This window comes from Blastococcus sp. Marseille-P5729 (assembly GCF_900292035.1).
GTDB lineage: Bacteria > Actinomycetota > Actinomycetes > Mycobacteriales > Antricoccaceae > Cumulibacter.
In genome coordinates this window covers 119,338-140,112 of sequence record NZ_OMPO01000002.1, presented here as the reverse complement: position 1 = coordinate 140,112, position 20,775 = coordinate 119,338, and the positions used below count along the sequence as shown (strand labels likewise).

Below are 20,775 nucleotides of genomic sequence, written 5' to 3'. Positions count from 1 at the left end.
GGATTCGGTGGTGCAGGTTGGCCGGCTTGGGTCATGGGCCGCCGGCACGTGGCGGTGTGCTACGAGGTCTCGGGGATCCGGGGGCAGGAGAAGCACAGGCTCATGCCCTCGATGGTGTACAGCAGACAGCAGCCGTGCCGCCGCCGGATCGGGCCGGCGGGGGAGGGGACCAGCCGCTCGCCGCTCAGCAGCGGACCCGTGCCGTCGTCGAACTCGGTCAGCGCGGGCTGAAGGCGAGCCGGACGCCGTCCGGCCCCGGTGCAGATCGCGCCGGTGGCCATGTCGGTCACACAGGCCCAGAACGAGCGCGATCCAGCCTTCAGATGTGTACGCATCGGTTGCTGCAGCCCGCCGAGCAGGTCGCCGAGATGGGCTCGGGCCGCGCGGTAGAGCCCCGCGCGCTCGGCGTCGTTCGTCGCCACCCTCGTCGTGACGACATCGGTGGCGAGCTGGACGGCGAAGAACATGTCGCGAGGTAGCTCCATCGACAGCGCGTCGGCAGGCGCCAGCAGGCTCACGCCGTGGGCCTCGACCAGACCCGCCGCCAGGACGGCGTGCACATAGGCGACGTCCTGCAGCAACCAAAGCGCGGCCACGTGACGCTGGGCCGTGGGCCCGAACTGCTGCTGGTGCAGATCGGCGTACTCGTCGACCGCACCGGCCAGACGGCGCTCGTCCGCGATCAACCCGGCCAGGGTGACGCCGCCCAGGGAACCCCGATCCGGGCAGACCTGTAGGTCGATTCCCTCGCCGCCGAAGCCGGCGGAGCGGAGGAGGGCAGTCACATCGACCATCTCCCGATCATGGCACGATGATCTGTCGTGACCGACTTCGACATCCGAGATGTGCGCGACCCCGAGGCGCCCGAGTACGCTGCCGCGATCGAGGACGCCGTGACGGCCCTGCGCGACGGACGCCTCGTCGTGCTGCCGACCGACACCGTCTACGGAATCGCGGCCGACGCCTTCGCTCCGGCTGCGGTGAGCGCGCTACTCATCGCCAAGGGTCGCGGCCGGGACCACCCGGTCCCGGTGCTCGTCGCCAACCCGGGCGTGCTGCACGGTCTGGTGACGATCGCGCCCGAGCCGGCGGTGCGCCTCACGGAACGATTCTGGCCCGGCGCGCTAACGGTGATCGTCGAGTCGGCGCCATCCCTCGCGTGGGACCTCGGGGACGCCGGCGGCACGGTCGCGGTCCGCATGCCCGACTCACGCGTCGCGCTCGATGTCTTGGAACGCACCGGTCCACTGGCGGTCTCCAGCGCCAACCGCCACGGTCAACAACCCGCCGAGACCGGCCGCACGGCACCGGCGCAGCTCGGGCGGACGGTCGAGCTCTACCTCGACGCCGGCCCGGTCCGCGGCGGGCAGCCATCGACCATCGTCGACTGCACGATCACCCCGCCGCGCGTCGTCCGCGCCGGGGCATTGAGCATCGAGGCGCTACGCGAGGTCGTGCCGGAGATCGTCTGATCGCCGCGTCGACGGCACCCGTAGAGTGGAGTCCCCAGTGAACGCCAGGCAGAGAGGGCAGCGGCAACTGTGCGCGAGTACCTCCTCGTCCTGAGCGTGGCGGCCGTGGTGACCTTCCTGACCACGCCGATCGCGCGCTGGATTGCCGTGCGCTGGGGTGCGATGCCCGACGTTCGCGACCGCGACGTCCACGCCATCCCGATCCCGCGGTTGGGTGGTCTTGGGGTGTACGTCGGGATGTGCGCCGGGGTGTTCGTTGCCCACTCACTGCCACGGCTGCAGGGCACCTTCGCCGACTCATCGGAGACCACCGCAGTGTTGATTGCCGGCGGCCTGATCGGCGCGCTCGGAGCACTGGACGACAGATTCGACCTCGACCCGCTCACCAAGCTCGTGGGCCAGATCGCCTGCGCCGGCGTACTCGTGCTGCTGGGGGTCCAGCTCGCGTTCATCTTCATCCCAGGCACCAGCCTGGGCACGGTGTCGCTCGACCCGAACACCTCGTTCCTGCTGACCACCCTCGTCGTGGTGGCGGCGGTGAACGCGATGAACTTCATCGACGGTCTGGACGGCCTGCTGACCGGGGTCGCGATCATCACCGCGCTTGGCTTCTTCGTCTACAGCTACTGGCTCGGACGGCAGGGCTACAACGACGTGTTCAGCTCGCCGGCACTGCTCACCGCGGTGCTCGCCGGCGCCTGCCTGGGCTTCCTGCCGCACAACTTCAACCCGGCGCGCATCTTCCTCGGCGACTCCGGTTCCATGCTGATCGGGCTGGTGCTCGCCGCAGCGGCCATCTCCACGACCTCACGCACGGACACCCAGAGCTTCTCGACCCTCGGCACCGCCATCCCGCTCATCATGCCGCTGCTGATGCCGTTCGCGGTCCTGGCGATCCCGCTGCTGGACATGCTGCTGGCGGTGATCCGTCGGACCCGCAAGGGCCTCAACCCCTTCTCGACGCCGGACAAGATGCATCTGCACCACCGGCTGCTGGAGATCGGGCACACGCAGCGCCGCGCCGTGATCATCATGTACATCTGGACGGCGTTGCTGACCTTCGTGGGAGTCGGCTCGTCGATCGTCTCGTGGACGGTCGTCCTGGTCGTCGCGCTGATCATGGTGGTCGTGGCGACGGTCCTGATGTTCACGCCGCGGATCCGCCGCCGCATCGACGGCGGCGCGCCGCACGTGCCGCGGACGGCGTACGCCAGCAATGACGAAGGGGCACGATGAAGCCATTCGACGGGCTGATGAAGTTGGTCCCCGACCTGTCCATCCCCGATGAGCCGGTGCAACCCGGGATCGCCTGGACCATGCGCCACCTGCGGGCGGGCTATGTCACGACCGCGATGCTCGCCGCCGTCGGCTCCGTGGTCGGCTTTCTCGTCGCGGGATGGCCGGCGGTGCTCGGCGTGCTGCTCGGGCTGGTCATCGTCACGCTGTTCTTCGCGATCAGCACCTGGGTCGTGGTCGCGGCCGGACGCCGCGACGACCGGCTGACCCTGCCGGCGGCTTTGGTCGCCTTCACCATCAAGGTCGTGCTGCTCGGGGTGGTCCTCGTACTGCTGCCGCGTGACGGCCCGGTCGACGTGCAGGCGATGGGCTGGGCGATCTTCGCGGGGGTCATCGTCTGGCTCGCCAGCCAGGTCCGCTTCGTGCTCCGGCAGCAGACCTTCTACGTCGAGTACCGACCACCAGAGAGCACCGATGACTAGCGAGAGAGAAACCGCATGAGCACCTCATGGGACGGGCACGACCCGAAGCGGGCGGCAGCCAAACGTGAGGCCAACCGTGGCATGGACGACGGCTGGACGGTGACCGGCACGCTGGTCTCCGGGATTGCGTTCTGGGGGTTCGTCGGGTGGCTGGTCTCCAGATGGACCGGCTGGGTCGGGTGGTTCCCGATGGGCGTCCTGCTCGGTGCTGCCGCCGGCGTGTACCTGGTCTACAAGCAGGCCGCGAGCCCGCCGCCGCTGCTGGACATCAGCAAGGCGCAGGACGGCGGTCTGGCGGCGCGGCACGCGCGCCGACTCGAGGAGCAGGAGGCGCGCGAGGCCGCGGGGGACGCCGAGATCGGTGGCCACGACGAAGGTCACAACCCTACTGGTCGGTAACTATGCACCCCATCTCGCGCCGCCGGAAACGTTTCAACTAGACTTCACGGAGTCGATTGTGCAAATGTGCACGAGCGGGGTGCGAGTACGGTGCCCGCGACATCAAGACGTGAAAGGGGACGGCATTGATCGCCGCCATCCTGGCTGCTCCTTACCCGGGCTTCGAGGCTCCTGATCCGGCACACGAGTTCTCTCCCGAGCCGATCTGGAGCTTCAATCTCTTCGGCCTTGACTTCGCGATCAACCGCCTGACCGTCCTCAGCTGGTTTGCCTCCCTGCTGCTGCTGGTCTTCCTCGTCGCCGCCTCACGCAAGCCGAAGATCGTCCCGGGCAAGCTGCAGTTCGCCGGCGAGGGCTTCTACGGCTTCATCCGCAATGGCATCGCCCGCGACGTCATCGGCCCGAACGGCATCAAGTACGCCCCGTTCCTGGCGACCTTCTTCGTGTTCATCCTGTTCCACAACCTGATGGGCATCTTCCCGCTGGCGATGATCCCGCCGACCGGCTCGTACGGCCTGCCGCTGATCCTGGCGCTGATCGTGCTGCTGTTCTACATCGGCGTCGGCATCAAGAACCAGGGGCTGGGCACCTACCTGAAGAACCTCGCGATCGTCCCCGGCGTCCCGCCGGCGATGCACGTGATCTTGATTCCGCTTGAGATCCTGCAGAAGCTCATCATCCGGCCGTTCACTCTCTCGGTCCGTCTCCTGGCCAACATGTTCGCCGGGCACCTGCTGCTGACGGTGTTCATCCTCGGCGGCGTGTACATGCTCTCGCAGCCAGCCATGCTGCTGAAGATCCTCTCGCCGGCAGCCTTCCTGATGGCGCTGGCGATGACCTTCTTCGAGTTGATGATCCAGACCCTGCAGGCTTACGTCTTCACTCTTCTCGCCGCCACCTACATCGAGGAGTCGGCGAGCGGCGGCCACTAGGCCACCACCACGAACCACCCCGCGGGCCCGCCCGCACCACAATGCACAACCACGAACTTCGAGTGACAGTCACTCGAGCCCTGTAGAAGGAGAGACACATGGTAGACGTCCTCGCCGAAATCAACGGCAACCTGGGCGCCATTGGTTACGGCCTGGCAGCGATCGGCCCGGGCATCGGTGTAGGCCTGATCTTCGCGGCGTACATCAACTCGACCGCTCGTCAGCCCGAGTCGGCTGGTCTGACCCGTACCTACCTGTTCATGGGCATGGCTGTCGTCGAGGCCCTCACCCTCATCGCGTTCGTCGTCCCGTTCATCCACAGCTAGCCTTCGCTGGGCGCACCCGACCCAGCACCTCGCCTCCGGGCAGAGGTCCAGGCAACCTAAGTAGATCGGACGAATGGACATGACGATCCAGGCTGCAGAGCAGTTCAACCCGCTGCTCCCGCCGGCTGCCGAGCTCATCGTCGGCACGATCACGTTCGCCATCGTGGCGTTCGTGCTGATGAAGTTCGTCTGGCCGGCGTTCGAGAAGTCGTACGCGGCTCGTGCCGAGGCGATCGAAGGTGGCATCGCGAAGGCCGAGGCGGCCCAGCGCGAGGCCAAGGCCGCCCTCGACAAGTACAACTCGCAGCTGGCCGGCGCCCGCGCCGAGGCAGCGAAGATCCGCGACGACGCGCGGGCCGAGGGTCAGCGCATCATCGAGGAGATGCGGGCGCAGGCCCAGAGCGAGTCCGAGCGCATCATCCTCCGTGGCGAGGAGCAGCTGCAGGCCCAGCGCCAGCAGGTCGTCTCCGAGCTGCGGCACCAGGTGGGCTCGATGTCGGTCGGGTTGGCCAGCCGCATCGTCGGCGAGTCCCTGCAGGACGACGCCCGCACCGCGGCGACGGTCGACCGCTTCCTCGACGAGCTCGACAAGGTCGCGCCCGCGCAGGCGGCGGCGCCGGCCAGCACCGGCGCGCAGCAATCGCTGTTCGGTGAGGAGCAGGGGGAGCGAGCCTGATGCTTCCGGCACTGATGCAGGCAACCAGCCGCGAGTCGCTGGCCGGGCTGCGTGAGCAGCTCGAGCAGACGGCTGGCGGGCTGCAGGCGGCCGAGGCGCACGCCCTGTCGAGCGATCTGCGCGCGATCGTGCGGGTGCTCGCCGGTGAGCCGGCGCTGCGGCGGGCGCTGGCCGATCCCTCTGCGAGCGAGACCAGCCGCGCAGAGCTCGTCGGACGGCTGTTCGCGGGCCAGGTCGGCGAGCCGGCATTGGGGCTGACGGTCACCGCGGCGAAGTCGCAGTGGTCGACCGGCGGCGACGTCGCCGATGCGCTGAGCGACCTGTCGCACCAGGCCGCCTTCATCGGTGCCGAGAAGGATGGCTCGTTCAGCTCGGTCGAAGAGGATCTCTTCCGCTTCGGACGCGTACTGGACGCCAACGGCGAGCTCGAGCAGACGCTGTCGGATGCCAGCGCGCCGCTTGAGAAGCGCCAGCAGTTGCTCGGCTCGCTCATCGATGGAAAGGTCAACCCGCTCGCGGGCGACCTGCTGCACGGAATCCTGGCGAACCCGCGCGCCCAGTCGATGCACAACTCGGTCCAGGGACTGGTCGAGGACGCCGCCGGACGCCGCCGGCGATCGGTCGCGATCGTGAAGTCCCCGGTAGCGCTGACCGACCAGCAGGAGCAGCGGCTCACCGCGGCGCTCTCGCGCATCTACGGGCGCGAGATCTCCGTATCGGTCGACGTCGACGAGAGCGTCCTGGGGGGCCTGCGGGTGCAGGTCGGCGACGACGTCATCGACGGATCGGTCGCCGGCCGCCTTGACGACATCCAGCGCCGGTTCGCTGGCTAGAAATCTTCGAAACACACACGAGAGCAGGGACAAGAACCATGACGGAGTTGACGATCTCGTCGGATGAGATCCGTAGCGCCCTTGACAGCTACGTCTCGTCGTACACGACCGACGTCTCACGCGAAGAAGTCGGCACCGTCGTCGAGACGATGGACGGCATCGCCCAGGTCGAGGGTCTGCCCTCGGCGATGACCAACGAGCTGCTGGAGTTCCCTGGCGGCATCCTCGGCGTCGCACTGAACCTCGAGACCCGCCACATCGGTGCGGTCATCCTCGGCGACTACGACCAGATCGAGCAGGGCCAGCAGGTCAAGCGCACCGGCCGCGTCCTGTCGGTCCCGGTCGGCGACGACTTCCTCGGCCGGGTCATCGACCCGCTCGGCAAGCCGATCGACGGCCTTGGCGACATCGCCAGCGACGAGGAGCGCGCTCTGGAGCTGCAGGCCGCCACCGTCGTCGAGCGCCAGCCCGTCAAGGAGCCGATGCAGACCGGCATCAAGGCCATCGACGCGATGACCCCGATCGGCCGCGGCCAGCGCCAGCTGATCATCGGCGACCGCAAGACCGGTAAGACCGCCGTCTGCATCGACACGATCATCAACCAGAAGGCCGCCTGGGCCACCGGCGATCCGACCCAGCAGGTCCGCTGCATCTACGTCGCGATCGGCCAGAAGGGCTCGACCATCTCCGGCGTCCGCGCGGCTCTGGAAGAGGCCGGCGCGATGGAGTACACGACGATCGTCGCTGCTCCCGCCTCCGACTCGGCCGGCTTCAAGTGGCTGGCGCCGTACACCGGATCGGCCCTCGGTCAGCACTGGATGTACCAGGGCAAGCACGTCCTGATCATCTTCGACGACCTGACCAAGCAGGCCGAGGCCTACCGCGCCATCTCGCTGCTGCTGCGCCGCCCGCCGGGCCGCGAGGCCTACCCGGGCGACGTGTTCTACCTGCACTCACGCCTGCTGGAGCGCTGCGCGAAGCTCTCCGACGAGCTCGGTGGCGGCTCGATGACCGGCCTGCCGATCATCGAGACCAAGGCCAACGACGTCTCGGCGTACATCCCGACCAACGTCATCTCGATCACCGACGGCCAGTGCTTCCTGCAGTCCGACCTGTTCAACAACGGCGTCCGCCCGGCGATCAACGTCGGCATCTCGGTCTCCCGCGTCGGCGGCTCGGCGCAGATCAAGGCGATGAAGTCCGTCGCCGGCTCGCTGCGCCTGGACCTCTCGCAGTTCCGCGAGCTGGAGGCCTTCTCGGCCTTCGCCTCGGACCTCGACGCGGCCTCGAAGGCGACCCTGGACCGCGGCGCCCGCCTGGTCGAGCTGCTCAAGCAGCCGCAGTACTCGCCGTTCGCGGTGCAGGAGCAGGTCGTGTCGATCTACCTCGGCACCAAGGGCCACCTGGACGTCGTCCCGGTCGAGGACGTCCGCCGCTTCGAGTCGGAGTTCCTGGAGTTCGTGCGTCACCAGCACCCGGCGATCATGGACTCGATCGTGGAGACCAAGACGCTCTCGGACGACGCCTCGAACGAGATCGAGTCGGCAGTGAAGGAGTTCCAGCAGCGCTTCACGACCAGCAGCGGCGAGCGGCTGATCAACGAGGCCCCGGCGCAGTCGATGGAAGCCGAGAAGGTCGGCCAGGAGAAGGTCACCGTCTACAAGGCCAAGAAGTAGGCGAGTAGACCATGCCAGCTTCCATTCGCGATCTTCGTCGCCGGATCTCCTCGGTGAACTCGACGAAGAAGATCACCCGTGCCCAGGAGCTGATCGCGACCACGCGCATCGGGAAGGCACAGGCGAAGGCCCAGGCGGCACTCCCGTACAGCAACGAGATGACGCGAGTCATGTCGGCGCTGGCCGGGTCCGCGGCGCTGGATCACCCGCTGCTGAAGGAACGGGAGAACCCCAGGCGCGCCGCGGTGCTCATCGTCACCGCGGACCGCGGCCTGTGCGGCGGCTACAACTCCAACGCGATCAAGACCGCCGAGGAGCTGATGTCGCTGCTGCGCGAGCAGGGCAAGGACCCGGTGCTGTTCGTCACCGGCCGGCGCGGCGTGACCTACTACACCTTCCGCGATCGCGAGCTCGCCGGCTCGTGGACCGGCTTCTCCGAGCGGCCGTCGTACGACGACGCCAAGGAGGTCGCCGAGGCGCTGATCGCCGGCTTCCTCGCGGGCGCCGACGACGATGCAGAGGGGCCCGGCGAGGACGGCGTGCTCGGCTTCGACGAGATCCACCTCGTCTACACCGAGTTCCGCTCGATGCTCTCGCAGGTCCCGGCCGCGACGCGGATCGCTCCGCTCGAGGTCGAGTACGCCGAGGTCTCCGAGCAGGAGCGGGAGCAGGTCAAGGACAAGATCCCGCCGGCCTACGAGTTCGAGCCCAATGCGACCGACCTCATGGACGCGATGCTGCCGAAGTACGTCACGACGCGAATCTTCTCGGCGATGCTCGAGTCGTCGGCCTCGGAGTCGGCCGCACGGCGCGCCGCGATGAAGTCGGCGACCGACAACGCCAGCGAGCTGATCCGCAACCTCACCCGCGAGGCCAACCAGGCCCGCCAGGCTCAGATTACCCAGGAAATCAGCGAGATCGTCGGTGGCGCCGACGCCCTTGCCTCCGCAGGAAGTGATGATTGATATGACTGCAACTACCGAAGCGCCCGCGGCAGGCGTCACCAGCGGCAGCGCCAACGGTCGCGTTGTCCGCGTCATCGGCCCGGTCGTCGACGTGGAGTTCCCGCGCGGTGCGGTGCCGGCGCTGTTCAACGCGCTGCACTGCGAGGTCGAGCTCGAGGCGATGCGCAAGACCCTGACGCTCGAGGTCGCCCAGCACCTCGGTGACAACATGGTCCGCACCATCTCGATGCAGCCCACCGACGGTCTGATCCGCGGCGCGTCGGTCTCCGACACCGGCGCGGCCATCTCCGTGCCGGTCGGCGACCAGGTCAAGGGCCACGTGTTCAACGCGCTCGGCCAGTGCCTCGACGCCCCGGAGATCGAGTTCAGCGGCGAGCGCTGGGGCATCCACCGCAAGGCCCCGGCCTTCGACCAGCTCGAGGGCAAGACGGAGATGCTGGAGACCGGCATCAAGGTCATCGACTTGCTGACCCCGTACGTGCAGGGCGGAAAGATCGGCCTGTTCGGCGGCGCCGGCGTGGGCAAGACCGTTCTGATCCAGGAGATGATCACCCGCGTTGCGAAGAACTTCGGTGGCACCTCGGTGTTCGCGGGCGTCGGGGAACGTACTCGCGAGGGCAACGACCTCTTCCTGGAGATGACCGAGTCGGGCGTCATCAACGACACCGCGCTCGTGTTCGGTCAGATGGACGAGCCGCCGGGCACCCGCATGCGGGTCGCGCTGTCCGCACTGACCATGGCGGAGTACTTCCGCGATGAGCAGAACCAGGACGTGCTGCTGTTCATCGACAACATCTTCCGCTTCACCCAGGCCGGATCTGAGGTGTCCACGCTGCTGGGCCGCATGCCCTCCGCGGTCGGTTACCAGCCGACGCTCGCTGATGAGATGGGCGAGCTGCAGGAGCGGATCACCTCGACCAAGGGCCGTTCGATCACCTCGATGCAGGCGATCTACGTTCCTGCAGACGACTACACCGACCCGGCGCCGGCGACTACGTTCGCGCACCTCGATGCCACGACCGAGCTCTCGCGTCCGATCACCGAGAAGGGCATCTACCCCGCGGTGGACCCGCTCACCTCGACCTCGCGCATCCTGGACCCCGCGATCGTGGGCGAGGAGCACTACCGCGTCGCCCAGGAGATCAAGCGGATCCTGCAGCGCTACCAGGAGCTGCAGGACATCATCGCCATCCTCGGCATCGACGAGCTCGGCGAGGAGGACAAGGTGCTGGTGAGCCGCGCTCGCCGCATCGAGCGCTTCCTGTCGCAGAACCTGCTGGTCGCCGAGCAGTTCACCGGCCAGCCCGGTTCGGTCGTCCCGCTCGCGGAGACCATCGACGCCTTCGATCGGCTGTCGAAGGGCGAGTTCGACCACCTGCCCGAGCAGGCGTTCTTCATGTGCGGCGGCATCGAGGACCTCGAGGCCAACGCCAAGAAGCTCGCCAAGTAGCACCGTCGATCGCGTAGGAAGGAGGACCGGCTGATGCCACTGAACGTGGAGCTGGTTGCCGTCGAGCGGCTGCTGTGGTCCGGTGAGGCCGACATGGTCGTCGCCCGCACCACCGAGGGAGAGATCGGCATCCTGCCCGGGCACGCCCCCGTGCTGGGTCAGCTCGCCGAGCCCGGCCTGGTCAAGATCCAGCGCACCGGCGGAGAGTCGACCCTGATCGCCGCGGTACACGGCGGGTTCCTCTCGGTCAGCAACAAGGGCGTGTCGATCCTGGCGGAGTTCGCAGAGCTCTCCGACGAGATCGACGTGGATCGCGCGAGGGCCGCGCTGCAGCGCGCCGAATCCGACGAGGGCGAGTACGATCACGCCGCGGCGAAGGCCCGGGCGCAGTCCCGCCTGATGGCCGCGGAGCAAGCCAGCAGTTAACCAGAATGAGCACCACGACGTCGCACCCAGGAGCATCCTGGGTGCGACGTCGTCGTCAGGACCGGTGAAGGGGGCAGCGTCATGCAGATCGCCGCGTGGGTCATCATCGTGGCCGCCGTCCTCGTGCTGGCCGTCGGCGTCTTCCTGTACCGCCGTCGCCGGATCTTGGTCCTGCGTGGCGCCATTGGGATGTCGGTGCACCGCGGCCGGGGGCTGCGCGGCGGGTGGGCGCTCGGGGTGGCGCGGTACGCCGACGAGCACCTGGAATGGTTCCGGCTGACGTCCTTCCGTGCCGGGCCATCGCTGCGGATCGCCCGCCGCGACACTCAGATCAGAGAACGCGAGGAGCCGTCGGAAGGCGATTCTCTGTGGATGCCGCCGGATGCCATCGTGCTGCACCTGAGCACGTCCGCGGGACCGCAGCTGGTCGCGGTCCCGAAGTCGGCCCTGCCCGGGCTGCTGTCGTGGTGGGAGTCCGCACCGCCGAGCTGGATGGCGACCCGCTGACCCACCGCAGAACTGGCGGATCTAGCCGCTGCGCTCGCCCCCCGGCACCCACTTCACGTCGCCGTTCGGGTTGGCATGGCGGCCAGCGATGAACAGCAGGTCCGAGAGCCGGTTGAGGTACTTCGCCGTCAACGGGTTGATGTCGTCGTACTGCTCCATCGCCGCCCACGTCGATCGCTCGGCGCGACGCGTGACCGTACGCGCCAGGTGCAGGTACGCCGCGGCGTTCGTCCCGCCGGGCAGGATGAAGCTGTCCAGCTTGCTCAGGCCCTCCTGCAGTTCGTCGCACCAGGCCTCGAGCCGCTCGACGTAGTCCGGTTCCACCCGCAGCGGCGGGTACTTCGGATTCGGGTCGAAGGGCGTGCAGAGATCGGCGCCGACATCGAACAGGTCGTTCTGGATGCGCGTGAGGATCGCCCGGAGCCGGTCGTCGACGTCGGCCGCGCACATCGGGGCGAGCACCAGACCGAGCACGCTGTTGGCCTCATCGCAGTCCGCGTATGCCTGCAGCCGGGCGTCGGTCTTGCTGATCCGGGAGAAGTCGCCGAGACCGGTCGTGCCCGCATCGCCGGTGCGCGTGTAGATCCTCGTGAGGTGAACAGCCATGGGCTCACCCTACTGCTGCCTCACTACGATGAGCGGATGGACGTCTACCGGGTGACGGGCGGGGCGCGGCTGGCCGGGGAGGTGCCGGTGAGCGGCGCGAAGAACAGCGCGTTGAAGCTGATGGCCGCGGCGCTGCTGGCCGAGGGCACCACGCGGATCGACAACGTCCCCGACATTCTCGACGTGACGATCATGAGCGAGGTGCTGCGCCAGCTCGGATGTGCTGTCGGCACGGCCGACGGACGGGTCGTGATCGACGTCCCGGGGTCGACGTCCACCGAGACCGACTACCGGCTGGTCCGACGGATGCGGGCGGCGGTCGCCGTTCTCGGCCCGCTGGTGGCGCGCTTCGGACGCGCGAAGGTCGCCATGCCGGGGGGAGACGCGATCGGCACGCGCGGGCTGGACATGCACGTGAACGGCCTGATCCAGCTTGGCGCCGACGTCCGCAGCGAGCACGGCTACCTGATCGCCACGGCCGATCGGTTGCGCGGCGCCCAGGTCGCCTTCGAGTTCCCCAGCGTCGGCGCGACCGAGAACGTGCTGATGGCCTCGGTGCTGGCGGACGGCGAGACCATCATCGACAACGCCGCCCGTGAGCCGGAGATCGTCGACCTCATCCGCATGCTGCAGGCCATGGGAGCGCACATCGACGGGGCCGGCACCTCCACGCTGCGGATCCGAGGTGTCGATCGGCTGCGGCCGGTCAGCCACCGCACGGTGCCGGACCGGATCGTCGCAGGGACCTGGGCCATCGGCGCCGTCATGACCTGCGGCGACGTGCGGGTGCGCGGTGCTCGCGCCGACCACCTTGAAAGGGTGCTGGAGAAGCTCGGCGACATGGGCGCCACGATCACCGAGCATGACGACGGCTTCGCGGTCTCGATCGATCGGCGGCCGTCCGCACGGGACATCGTCACGCTGCCCTATCCCGGTTTTCCCACGGACCTGCAGCCGATGGCAATCGCGCTCGGCTCCATCGCCGAAGGGCACTCGATGCTCACCGAGAACGTCTTCGAGGGCCGGTTCATGTTCGTCAACGAGCTGATCCGGCTCGGCGCCAGCATCCAGGTCGACGGCCACCACTGTTCGATCGACGGGATCGAACGGTTGTCCGGCGCGCCCGTCGAGGCCACCGACATCCGGGCCGGTGCGGGTCTGGTCCTGGCCGGACTGGTGGCCGAGGGCGTCACCGACGTCGGTCACGTCATGCATATCGACCGGGGCTACCCGGGCTTCGAGCAGCACCTGCGCGCGCTCGGCGCGACGATCGAACGGGTCAGCGTCCCGGACATCGACCTGCCCGAGTAACCTCGGAGCCATCCAGTGAAAACCTCTTCGAAAGGCAGATCGTGACGACCACACCCGTCAAGGTTGCCGTGACCGGCGCCGCCGGTCAGATCGGCTACAGCCTCCTCTTCCGCATCGCATCGGGCGCGCTGTTCGGCGCCAACACCCCCGTGGAGCTGCGGCTGCTCGAGATCACCCCGGCACTGAAGGCCCTCGAGGGGGTCGTCATGGAGCTCGACGACTGCGCCTTCCCGACGCTGGCCGGCGTCCAGATCGGCGACGACGCGAAGAAGGTCTTCGACGGCGTCAACCACGCGCTGCTGGTCGGCGCCCGCCCGCGCGGTCCCGGCATGGAGCGCGGCGACCTGCTCGAGGCCAACGGTGGCATCTTCGCCCCGCAGGGCCAGGCGCTGAACGAGGTCGCCGCGGACGACATCCACGTCACCGTCACGGGCAACCCGGCGAACACCAACGCGCTGATCGCGATGAACAACGCCCCCGACATCCCCGACACCCGCTTCTCGGCGCTGACTCGGCTGGATCACAACCGCGCCATCTCCCAGCTGGCTGCCAAGCTGAACGTGCCGGTCACTGAGATCAAGAAGATGACGATCTGGGGCAACCATTCCGCCACCCAGTACCCCGACCTGTTCCATGCCGAGGTCTCCGGCAAGAACGCCGCCGAGACCGTCGGCGACCAGGAGTGGCTGGCAAACACCTTCATCCCGACCGTCGCCAAGCGTGGCGCAGCGATCATCGACGCGCGCGGTGCGTCGTCCGCCGCTTCGGCGGCCTCGGCGACGATCGATCACGCGCGGGACTGGGCGCTGGGCTCGGACGAGGGCGACTGGGTCTCGATGGCGATCGCCTCCGACGGCTCGTACGGCGTCCCCGAGGGCCTGATCTCGTCCTTCCCGGTCACCTGCAAGAACGGTGAGTACGAGATCGTGCAGGGCCTGGAGATCGACGGCTTCTCCCGCGAGAGGATCGACGCCTCCGTCAAGGAGCTCGAAGAGGAGCGCGACGCCGTGGCAAAACTCGGCCTCATCCCGTAACGGCGAGGACCGGCGGGCCGGCACGCTCGTCGCGCCCCCACGGAGGGCGGAACCCCAAGGTCGTCGAGCGAGACCGAACCCACGGTCGTCGAGCGAGACCGAACCCACGGTCGTCGAGCGAGACCGAACCCACGGTCGTCGAGCGAGGCGGATGCGCTTGCGCAGCCGACGTCGAGACGCCGCGCGCCCACGGTATCCGCGCCCACAACGAAGAACCGCCCCGCCCGAATCCGGGCGGGGCGGTTCTTCGTTGCGGAAACGCGCGGCTTGCGGCGTCTCGACGTCGTCGGTCGCTGGGCGACCTCCTGGCTCGACGACCGTGGGGGTCGCTCGCTACGGAACGACGACCGACAGCATCCGAGCGATGCACACGGGCTTGTCGACGCCCTCGGCCTCGATGGTCCAGTCCCACGACGCGCGGCTGCCCATCGCGATGTCGGTGACCTCCGCGAGCGTCGCCGACGCGCGCAGCTTCGAGCCGACCGGCACCGGGTGCGGGAAGCGCACCTTGTCGCAGCCGTAGTTGACGCCCATCTTGACGCCCTGCACCTGGGTGAGCTGCGAGCCGAACATCGGGATCAACGACAGGGTCATGAAGCCGTGCGCGATCGTCGTCTTGAACGGGCCTTCCTTGGCGCGCTCCACGTCGACGTGGATCCACTGGTGGTCACCGGTCGCGTCGGCGAAGAGGTTGACAGCCTCCTGGGTGACCTCGAACCAGTCGGTCGGGCCGAAGGTGTTGCCGACGTTGGCCTTCAGGTCGTCGATGCCGTTGAATACCTTGAGCTCTGCCATAGTGACTCCTTGTCCTGGATGGCTGGCGGCGCCCCCGTTCGGGGCGCTTCCCTTGTGAGGTTATCCATAGCCGAATGAGGTTCGGAAGTCGCCCTTTATAGAGTTGATCAGAACGCCCTTCTGGAGGTCCCCATGCCCTACCCCTCGAACGACGAGCGCGATCGCCCCTGGGTGATGCGCACCTATGCCGGACACTCGTCCGCCAGCGCGTCCAACGAGCTGTACCGCCGCAACCTGGCCAAGGGCCAGACCGGCCTGTCGGTCGCCTTCGACCTCCCGACCCAGACCGGCTACGACCCGGACGATCAGCTCGCCCGCGGCGAGGTCGGCCGCGTCGGCGTGCCGATCTCCCACCTGGGTGACATGCGGGCGCTGTTCAACGAGATCCCGCTCGAGCAGATGAACACCTCCATGACCATCAACGCCACCGCGATGTGGCTGCTGGCGCTCTACCAGGTGGTCGCCGAGGAGCAGGGCGCTGATACCAGCAAGCTCGCCGGCACCACCCAGAACGACATCGTCAAGGAGTACCTCTCCCGCGGCACGTACGTGTTCCCGCCGGCTCCGTCGATGCGGCTGATCACCGACATGGTCGCCTATACGGTCCACGCGATGCCCAAGTTCAACCCGATCAACGTCTGCTCCTACCACCTGCAGGAGGCCGGTGCGACGCCGGTGCAGGAGGTCGCCTTCGCAATGAGCACCGCGATCGCCGTGCTGGACGCCGTCCGTGACTCCGGTCAGGTGTCCGAGGAGGACTTCGGGAAGGTCGTCGGGCGCATCTCGTTCTTCGTCAACGCCGGCGTGCGGTTCATCGAGGAGATGAGCAAGATGCGCGCCTTCGGCAAGCTGTGGGACGAGATCACCCGCGAGCGGTACGGCGTCGAGGATCCCAAGATGCGCCGCTTCCGGTACGGCGTCCAGGTGAACTCGCTGGGCCTGACCGAGGCGCAGCCGGAGAACAACGTCCAGCGCATCGTGCTCGAGATGCTCGGCGTGACGCTGTCCAAGGACGCCCGGGCTCGCGCCATCCAGCTGCCGGCGTGGAACGAGGCTCTCGGCCTGCCGCGGCCCTGGGACCAGCAGTGGGCGCTGCGCATGCAGCAGGTGCTGGCCTACGAGTCCGACCTGCTCGAGTACGAGGACATCTTCGAGGGCTCGAAGGTCATCGAGGCCAAGGTCGACTCGATCATCGAGGGCGCCAAGGCGCTCATGCAGCAGATCGAGGAGATGGGCGGGGCGGTCGCCGGGATCGAGTCCGGCTTCATGAAGGGCGCCCTGGTGGACTCGCTGGCCAGCCGCCGGGCGCGCATCGAGTCCGGCGACGACATCATCGTCGGCATGAACAAGTTCGACTCGACCGAGCCCAGCCCGCTCACTGACGAGTCGCAGGAGTCGATCATGACCGTCGACCCGGGCGTGGAGCAGGCGGCCGTGGACGCCGTCCGCAGGTGGCGCGCCGAGCGGGACAACCCGCGCGTCGAGAAGGCGCTAGCCGGGTTACGCGAGGCCGCGCGCTCCACGGCCAACCTGATGGAGGCGACCCTCGAGTGCGCCCGCGCCGGCGTGACGACGGGGGAGTGGGCACAGACCCTCCGCGAGGAGTTCGGCGAGTTCCGCGCGCCCACGGGCGTCTCGGCCGCGTCGGCGTCCGGCGAAGCGGGGGAGGCCCTGCAGCGGGTCCGCGCCCGCGTCTCCGAGCTCAGCGACCGCATGGGCCGGCGACTGAAGATGCTCGTCGGAAAGCCCGGCCTGGACGGTCACTCCAACGGTGCCGAGCAGATCGCCGTCCGGGCCCGAGACGCCGGTTTCGAGGTGATCTACCAGGGGATCCGCCTCACTCCCGAGCAGATCGTCGCGGCCGCCGTCGAGGAGGATGTGCACGTCGTGGGCCTGTCGGTGTTGTCCGGCTCGCACCTGGAGGTCGTGCCGGCCGTGGTCCGCGGGCTGCGCGAGAACGGCATGGACGACGTGCCGGTGATCGTCGGCGGGATCATTCCCGATGAGGATGCCCGCGCACTCACTCAGCAGGGCGTGGCCAAGGTCTTCACACCGAAGGACTACGAGCTCAACGACATCATGTCGAGCATCATCGACGTCGTCGAGCAGGGCTCGGGGCTGCTCGCCGAGAGCAAGTAGTGGCCGGTCAGGTCAATCTCGACCAGGTCACCGTCCAGTTCGACGTCACCCCGGTGCTGCGGGAGGTCTCCGCGGGCATCGAGGACGGCGACCGCATCGGCGTCGTCGGTCTGAACGGGGCCGGCAAGTCGACACTGCTGGAGGTCGTCTCCCGGCGACGTACGCCGGATTCCGGGCGCGTCTCGTACCGCTCTGGGCTGCAGGTCGCCGATGTCGGCCAGAGTGACGACTTCGCCGACAGCACGACGATCCGTGAGTTCGTGGTCCCCGGCACCGCCGGCGCCGAGCACGAGTGGGCTGCCGATCCGCGGGCGCGTCGCGTCGTCGAGGGGTTGGGGCTGCTGCGGCTCGGACTGGACCGCTCGGTCGGCGACCTGTCCGGTGGCGAGCGCCGCCGAGTCGGGCTCGCGGCCGCGCTCGTCGCGGACGTCGACCTGCTGATCCTCGACGAGCCGACCAACCACCTCGACATCGAGGGGGTGCAGTGGCTCGCGGACTACCTCGCCGGCTTCTCGGGCTCCGTGCTGGTCGTCACGCACGACAGGTGGTTCCTCGACACGGTGTGTACCCGCACCTGGGAGGTCGCGGACGCCCAGATCCGGATGTATGACGGCGGGTACGCCGACTGGGTCTACGCGCGCGCCGAGCGGCAGCGGATCGCCGATGCCACCGAGGAACGGCGTCGCAATCTGGCGCGCAAGGAGCTGGCCTGGCTGCGCCGCGGCGCCCCGGCTCGCACCTCGAAGCCGCGCTTCCGGATCGAGGCCGCCAACGCCCTCATCGCTGACGTCCCGCCGCCGCGCGACAAGATCGAGCTGGTCGCGACCGCGACCTCGCGGATGGGCAAGACCGTGGTCGACCTGGTGGAGGCCAGCGTGCGCTTCGGCAAGCGCACGATCCTGGACCAGGTCACCTGGCGGCTCACGCCCGGTGGCCGATACGGGATCCTCGGTCCGAACGGAGCGGGCAAGTCGACGCTGCTGCGGGCGCTGATCGGCGAGCAGGACATCGACTCCGGGCACCGCGAGATCGGTACCACCGTTCGGGTCGGGCACCTGTCGCAAAACCTCGCCGAGCTCGACCCCGCCCACCGGATGATCGAGGCGGTGTCCGAGCACGCCACCGTGATCCGGGTCGGCAAGAAGGAGCTCACTGGCGGTCAGCTGTTGGAACGCTTCGGCTTCCCGGCATCCATGCACAAGCGCTTCGTACGCGACCTGTCCGGCGGGCAGCGCAGGCGGCTGCAGATGGTCCGCACCCTGATGCACGAGCCGAACCTGCTGATCCTGGACGAGCCGACCAACGACCTGGACGTCGACACCCTCGCGGCGCTGGAGGACCTGCTCGACGGCTGGCCCGGCACCCTCGTGGTCGTCTCGCACGACCGGTACCTGCTCGAACGGGTCTGCGACGAGCAATACGCCGTCCTCGGCGACGGCGTACTGCGCCACCTGCCGGGGGGAGTGGCGCAGTATCTGGATCTGCGCCGCTTGGCATCGTCACTGCCCGAAGCCCCCGCGTCCACGCCAAGCCAGCGGCCGGCTCTGGCGTCCGGGCCGTCGGCCGCCGAGCAGCGTGAGGCCCGGAAGGCGCTGGCCCGGATCGAGCGGCAGATCGAGCAGCTGACGGGCAGGCAGCAGCGGCTGCACGAGCAGCTCGCCGAGCACGCCAGCGACTTCGAGAAGGTGCGCGAGCTCAACGCGCAGCTGCGTGAGATCGACGAGGAGAAGACCGGTCTCGAGGAGCAATGGCTTGAGTCGGCAGAGCTGGCCGACTGAGAGCCCGGCCACGACACGGCGGCGATACCTGTCCGGCACGGGCGGCGTTATTTCATCGAGCTGGGGCGGTGACCGGTCTGGCGCGGCGGCTGGCTGCGCAGCGACGCTCTCTCGCCGAGTGATGACCGGCGCGGCGCCCAGCTGACACCGGTATCAGTAGGGTGCCTACATTGGGGAGTATGACTGAGATCGCCGACCGTACCGAGACCCCCGCCCCCGCGGACCTGCCTACCTACGAGCACATCAAGCTCGATCGCAAGGACCAGGTCATCACCCTGACGATGATGCGCGCCAAGCGCCGCAACTCACTGTCCGAGGACCACATGGCTGAGATCCTCGACGCCCTCAACCACGTCGCGACCACCGATGCACGCATCCTCGTGATCGCCGGCGACGGACCGGTGTTCAGCTCCGGCCACGACTTCGCCGACATGATCGGACGGGACCTGCACTCGATGCGCGCGCTGCTCCAGCTGTGCACCGACATGATGCAGCGGATGCACACCATCCCGCAGATCGTCATCGCCAAGGTGCACGCGCTGGCCACCGCCGCCGGGTGCCAGATGGTCGCGAATGCCGATCTCGCAGTGGCGGCCGAGTCGGCGGCGTTCGCGGTGCCGGGCGGCAAGGGCGGCTGGTTCTGCCACACCCCGAGCGTGGCGGTCGCCCGCAACATCGGCCGCAAGCACCTGATGGAGCTGGCGCTGTCGGGCGAGCCGATCGATGCCAAGACCGCTGAGGCATGGGGCCTGATCAACTACGCCGTCCCCGATGACCAGCTGGACGCCAAGCTCGACGAGCTGATCACCAAGCTCTCCGATGGCAGCCGGATGGCGAAGGCCCTGGGCAAGCAGGCGCTCTACAACCAGATCGACCGGCCGGAGAGGGAGGCGTACATGTATGCCATCGAGGTCATGGCCTCCGCCTCCCAGACCGACCACGCGCGCGAGGGCATGAACGCCTTTGTCGAGAAGCGCAAGCCGGTCTGGCCGCGCTAGGGCCCACCGCGGCTGTTCTCCGGCGCCGGCGCCGGGCGCCGGCGAACCGGTCAGAACAGTCGCTGCGTGGGGTCGGCCAGGCCGCGGAGCTCGTCGTAGTCGGTCACCACGCACTCGATGCCGCGATCGGTGGCCAGCGTCCGCGCCTGCGGCTTGATGACATTGCCGGCGAGGACGCCGCGCACGGGCGCGATCTTGGTGTCGCGGTTGAGCAGCTCCAGATAGCGGGTGAGCTGCTCGACCGCGGCGATCTCGACGACCCGCTTGACCTCGATCGCCACCGACCCGGCGGCCTCCTTGCACATGATGTCGACCGGCCCGATGGGCGTGGGGTACTCGCGGCGTACCAGACGCAGCCCGGGGCCGAGTGCATCCAGGTGCAGCGCGAGCAGCTCCTGCAGGTGCGCCTCGACGCCGTCCTTGGTCAGCCCGGGATCGATCCCCAGGTCATGGGTGCTATCCGAGTGCACCTCGTGGATGGTGATGTGCAGGCTGTCGCCGGACTTGGCCTTCACCACCCACTCGCCGTCCCGCTCGATGAGCTTGCACGGCGGCGACATCCAGTTCAGCGGCTTGTACGAGCCGGCGTCCGAGTGCACCAGCACCGAGCCGTCGTTCTTCACCAGCAGCAGGCGCTTGGCCTTGGGCAGGTGGGCCGACAGCCGGCCCGCGTAGTCGACCTCGCAGGTGGCGATCACAAGGCGCATGGGCTCTTCCCGGCTCGACGATTGGGA

The 20,775-nt window shown here is 68.4% G+C and carries 22 protein-coding genes; 18 read left to right on the top strand and 4 right to left on the bottom strand.

What is annotated here, in order from left to right; genetic code table 11:
- Positions 1–59 precede the first annotated feature (59 nt).
- Entirely contained in the window at positions 60–785 is a 726-nt protein-coding gene (locus DAA40_RS09220) for a hypothetical protein (RefSeq protein ID WP_158716343.1), read from the bottom strand.
- A gap of 36 nt (positions 786–821) precedes the next feature.
- Between DAA40_RS09220 and DAA40_RS09215 the strand changes: the two genes are divergently transcribed.
- The 13 genes from DAA40_RS09215 to DAA40_RS09155 all read left to right on the top strand — a co-directional run bounded on the left by DAA40_RS09215 (position 822) and on the right by DAA40_RS09155 (position 11,380).
- Positions 822–1,472 (top strand): L-threonylcarbamoyladenylate synthase, encoded by a 651-nt coding sequence (locus tag DAA40_RS09215; RefSeq protein WP_234356315.1) that lies wholly within the window; start codon positions 822–824, stop codon positions 1,470–1,472.
- A 69-nt stretch (positions 1,473–1,541) separates the two neighbouring features.
- Positions 1,542–2,708 carry a glycosyltransferase family 4 protein gene (locus DAA40_RS09210; RefSeq protein ID WP_106849461.1) on the top strand — a complete coding sequence of 389 codons (1,167 nt, stop codon included), beginning with the start codon at positions 1,542–1,544 and terminating at the stop codon, positions 2,706–2,708.
- Positions 2,705–3,190: an ATP synthase subunit I gene (locus DAA40_RS09205; RefSeq protein ID WP_234356314.1), complete on the top strand. Its 486-nt coding sequence runs from the start codon at positions 2,705–2,707 to the stop codon at positions 3,188–3,190. The genes DAA40_RS09210 and DAA40_RS09205 overlap by 4 nt, the downstream gene beginning before the upstream one ends.
- Positions 3,191–3,205: 15 nt before the next feature.
- Positions 3,206–3,589 carry an AtpZ/AtpI family protein gene (locus DAA40_RS09200; RefSeq protein WP_106849460.1) on the top strand — a complete coding sequence of 128 codons (384 nt, stop codon included), beginning with the start codon at positions 3,206–3,208 and terminating at the stop codon, positions 3,587–3,589.
- Positions 3,590–3,714: 125 nt separating this feature from the next.
- Entirely contained in the window at positions 3,715–4,521 is an 807-nt protein-coding gene (gene atpB / locus DAA40_RS09195; RefSeq protein WP_106849459.1) for a F0F1 ATP synthase subunit A, read from the top strand.
- Between the two features lie 98 nt (positions 4,522–4,619).
- Positions 4,620–4,847 carry an ATP synthase F0 subunit C gene (gene atpE, locus DAA40_RS09190; RefSeq protein WP_106849458.1) on the top strand — a complete coding sequence of 76 codons (228 nt, stop codon included), beginning with the start codon at positions 4,620–4,622 and terminating at the stop codon, positions 4,845–4,847.
- Positions 4,848–4,920: 73 nt separating this feature from the next.
- Complete coding sequence (locus tag DAA40_RS09185; protein WP_234356313.1) at positions 4,921–5,523, top strand: F0F1 ATP synthase subunit B; 603 nt, start codon at positions 4,921–4,923, stop codon at positions 5,521–5,523.
- Positions 5,523–6,356, top strand: a complete 834-nt coding sequence (locus tag DAA40_RS09180; protein ID WP_106849456.1) for a F0F1 ATP synthase subunit delta — start codon at positions 5,523–5,525, stop codon at positions 6,354–6,356. Before DAA40_RS09185 ends, DAA40_RS09180 begins: the two co-directional genes overlap by 1 nt.
- A gap of 38 nt (positions 6,357–6,394) precedes the next feature.
- On the top strand, positions 6,395–8,032 hold the full coding sequence (gene atpA, locus DAA40_RS09175; protein ID WP_106849455.1) for a F0F1 ATP synthase subunit alpha: 1,638 nt from the start codon (positions 6,395–6,397) through the stop codon (positions 8,030–8,032).
- An 11-nt stretch (positions 8,033–8,043) separates the two neighbouring features.
- The gene (locus DAA40_RS09170) at positions 8,044–8,997 is read left to right on the top strand and encodes a F0F1 ATP synthase subunit gamma (RefSeq protein WP_106849454.1); all 954 of its coding nucleotides are present in this window, start codon (positions 8,044–8,046) and stop codon (positions 8,995–8,997) included.
- A 1-nt stretch (position 8,998) separates the two neighbouring features.
- Positions 8,999–10,447 carry a F0F1 ATP synthase subunit beta gene (atpD, locus tag DAA40_RS09165; protein WP_106849453.1) on the top strand — a complete coding sequence of 483 codons (1,449 nt, stop codon included), beginning with the start codon at positions 8,999–9,001 and terminating at the stop codon, positions 10,445–10,447.
- 33 nt (positions 10,448–10,480) lie between these two features.
- Positions 10,481–10,873 carry a F0F1 ATP synthase subunit epsilon gene (locus DAA40_RS09160; RefSeq protein ID WP_234356312.1) on the top strand — a complete coding sequence of 131 codons (393 nt, stop codon included), beginning with the start codon at positions 10,481–10,483 and terminating at the stop codon, positions 10,871–10,873.
- A gap of 81 nt (positions 10,874–10,954) precedes the next feature.
- A complete protein-coding gene (locus tag DAA40_RS09155) occupies positions 10,955–11,380 on the top strand; it encodes a DUF2550 domain-containing protein (protein WP_106849451.1) in 426 nt (141 codons plus the stop codon).
- Between the two features lie 21 nt (positions 11,381–11,401).
- On the opposite strand, the gene DAA40_RS09150 is transcribed toward DAA40_RS09155, so the two are convergent.
- Positions 11,402–11,986 (bottom strand): cob(I)yrinic acid a,c-diamide adenosyltransferase, encoded by a 585-nt coding sequence (locus DAA40_RS09150; RefSeq protein WP_106849450.1) that lies wholly within the window; start codon positions 11,984–11,986, stop codon positions 11,402–11,404.
- 36 nt (positions 11,987–12,022) lie between these two features.
- Here DAA40_RS09150 and murA point away from each other — a divergent pair, with 36 nt between their 5' ends.
- Positions 12,023–13,297: a UDP-N-acetylglucosamine 1-carboxyvinyltransferase gene (gene murA, locus DAA40_RS09145; protein WP_106849449.1), complete on the top strand. Its 1,275-nt coding sequence runs from the start codon at positions 12,023–12,025 to the stop codon at positions 13,295–13,297.
- A gap of 41 nt (positions 13,298–13,338) precedes the next feature.
- Entirely contained in the window at positions 13,339–14,331 is a 993-nt protein-coding gene (locus tag DAA40_RS09140; RefSeq protein ID WP_106849448.1) for a malate dehydrogenase, read from the top strand.
- A 333-nt stretch (positions 14,332–14,664) separates the two neighbouring features.
- Here DAA40_RS09140 and DAA40_RS09135 read toward each other — a convergent pair whose 3' ends face one another.
- A complete protein-coding gene (locus DAA40_RS09135; protein WP_106849447.1) occupies positions 14,665–15,126 on the bottom strand; it encodes a MaoC family dehydratase in 462 nt (153 codons plus the stop codon).
- Positions 15,127–15,258: 132 nt separating this feature from the next.
- Between DAA40_RS09135 and DAA40_RS09130 the strand changes: the two genes are divergently transcribed.
- The 3 genes from DAA40_RS09130 to DAA40_RS09120 all read left to right on the top strand — a co-directional run bounded on the left by DAA40_RS09130 (position 15,259) and on the right by DAA40_RS09120 (position 20,041).
- Positions 15,259–17,265, top strand: a complete 2,007-nt coding sequence (locus tag DAA40_RS09130; RefSeq protein WP_106849446.1) for a protein meaA — start codon at positions 15,259–15,261, stop codon at positions 17,263–17,265.
- A complete protein-coding gene (locus tag DAA40_RS09125) occupies positions 17,265–19,043 on the top strand; it encodes an ABC-F family ATP-binding cassette domain-containing protein (protein WP_106849445.1) in 1,779 nt (592 codons plus the stop codon). The genes DAA40_RS09130 and DAA40_RS09125 overlap by 1 nt, the downstream gene beginning before the upstream one ends.
- Positions 19,044–19,222: 179 nt before the next feature.
- On the top strand, positions 19,223–20,041 hold the full coding sequence (locus DAA40_RS09120; RefSeq protein ID WP_199849674.1) for an enoyl-CoA hydratase-related protein: 819 nt from the start codon (positions 19,223–19,225) through the stop codon (positions 20,039–20,041).
- A gap of 50 nt (positions 20,042–20,091) precedes the next feature.
- Here DAA40_RS09120 and nucS read toward each other — a convergent pair whose 3' ends face one another.
- Positions 20,092–20,748: an endonuclease NucS gene (gene nucS / locus DAA40_RS09115; RefSeq protein ID WP_106849444.1), complete on the bottom strand. Its 657-nt coding sequence runs from the start codon at positions 20,746–20,748 to the stop codon at positions 20,092–20,094.
- Between the last annotated feature and the right edge of the window lie 27 nt (positions 20,749–20,775).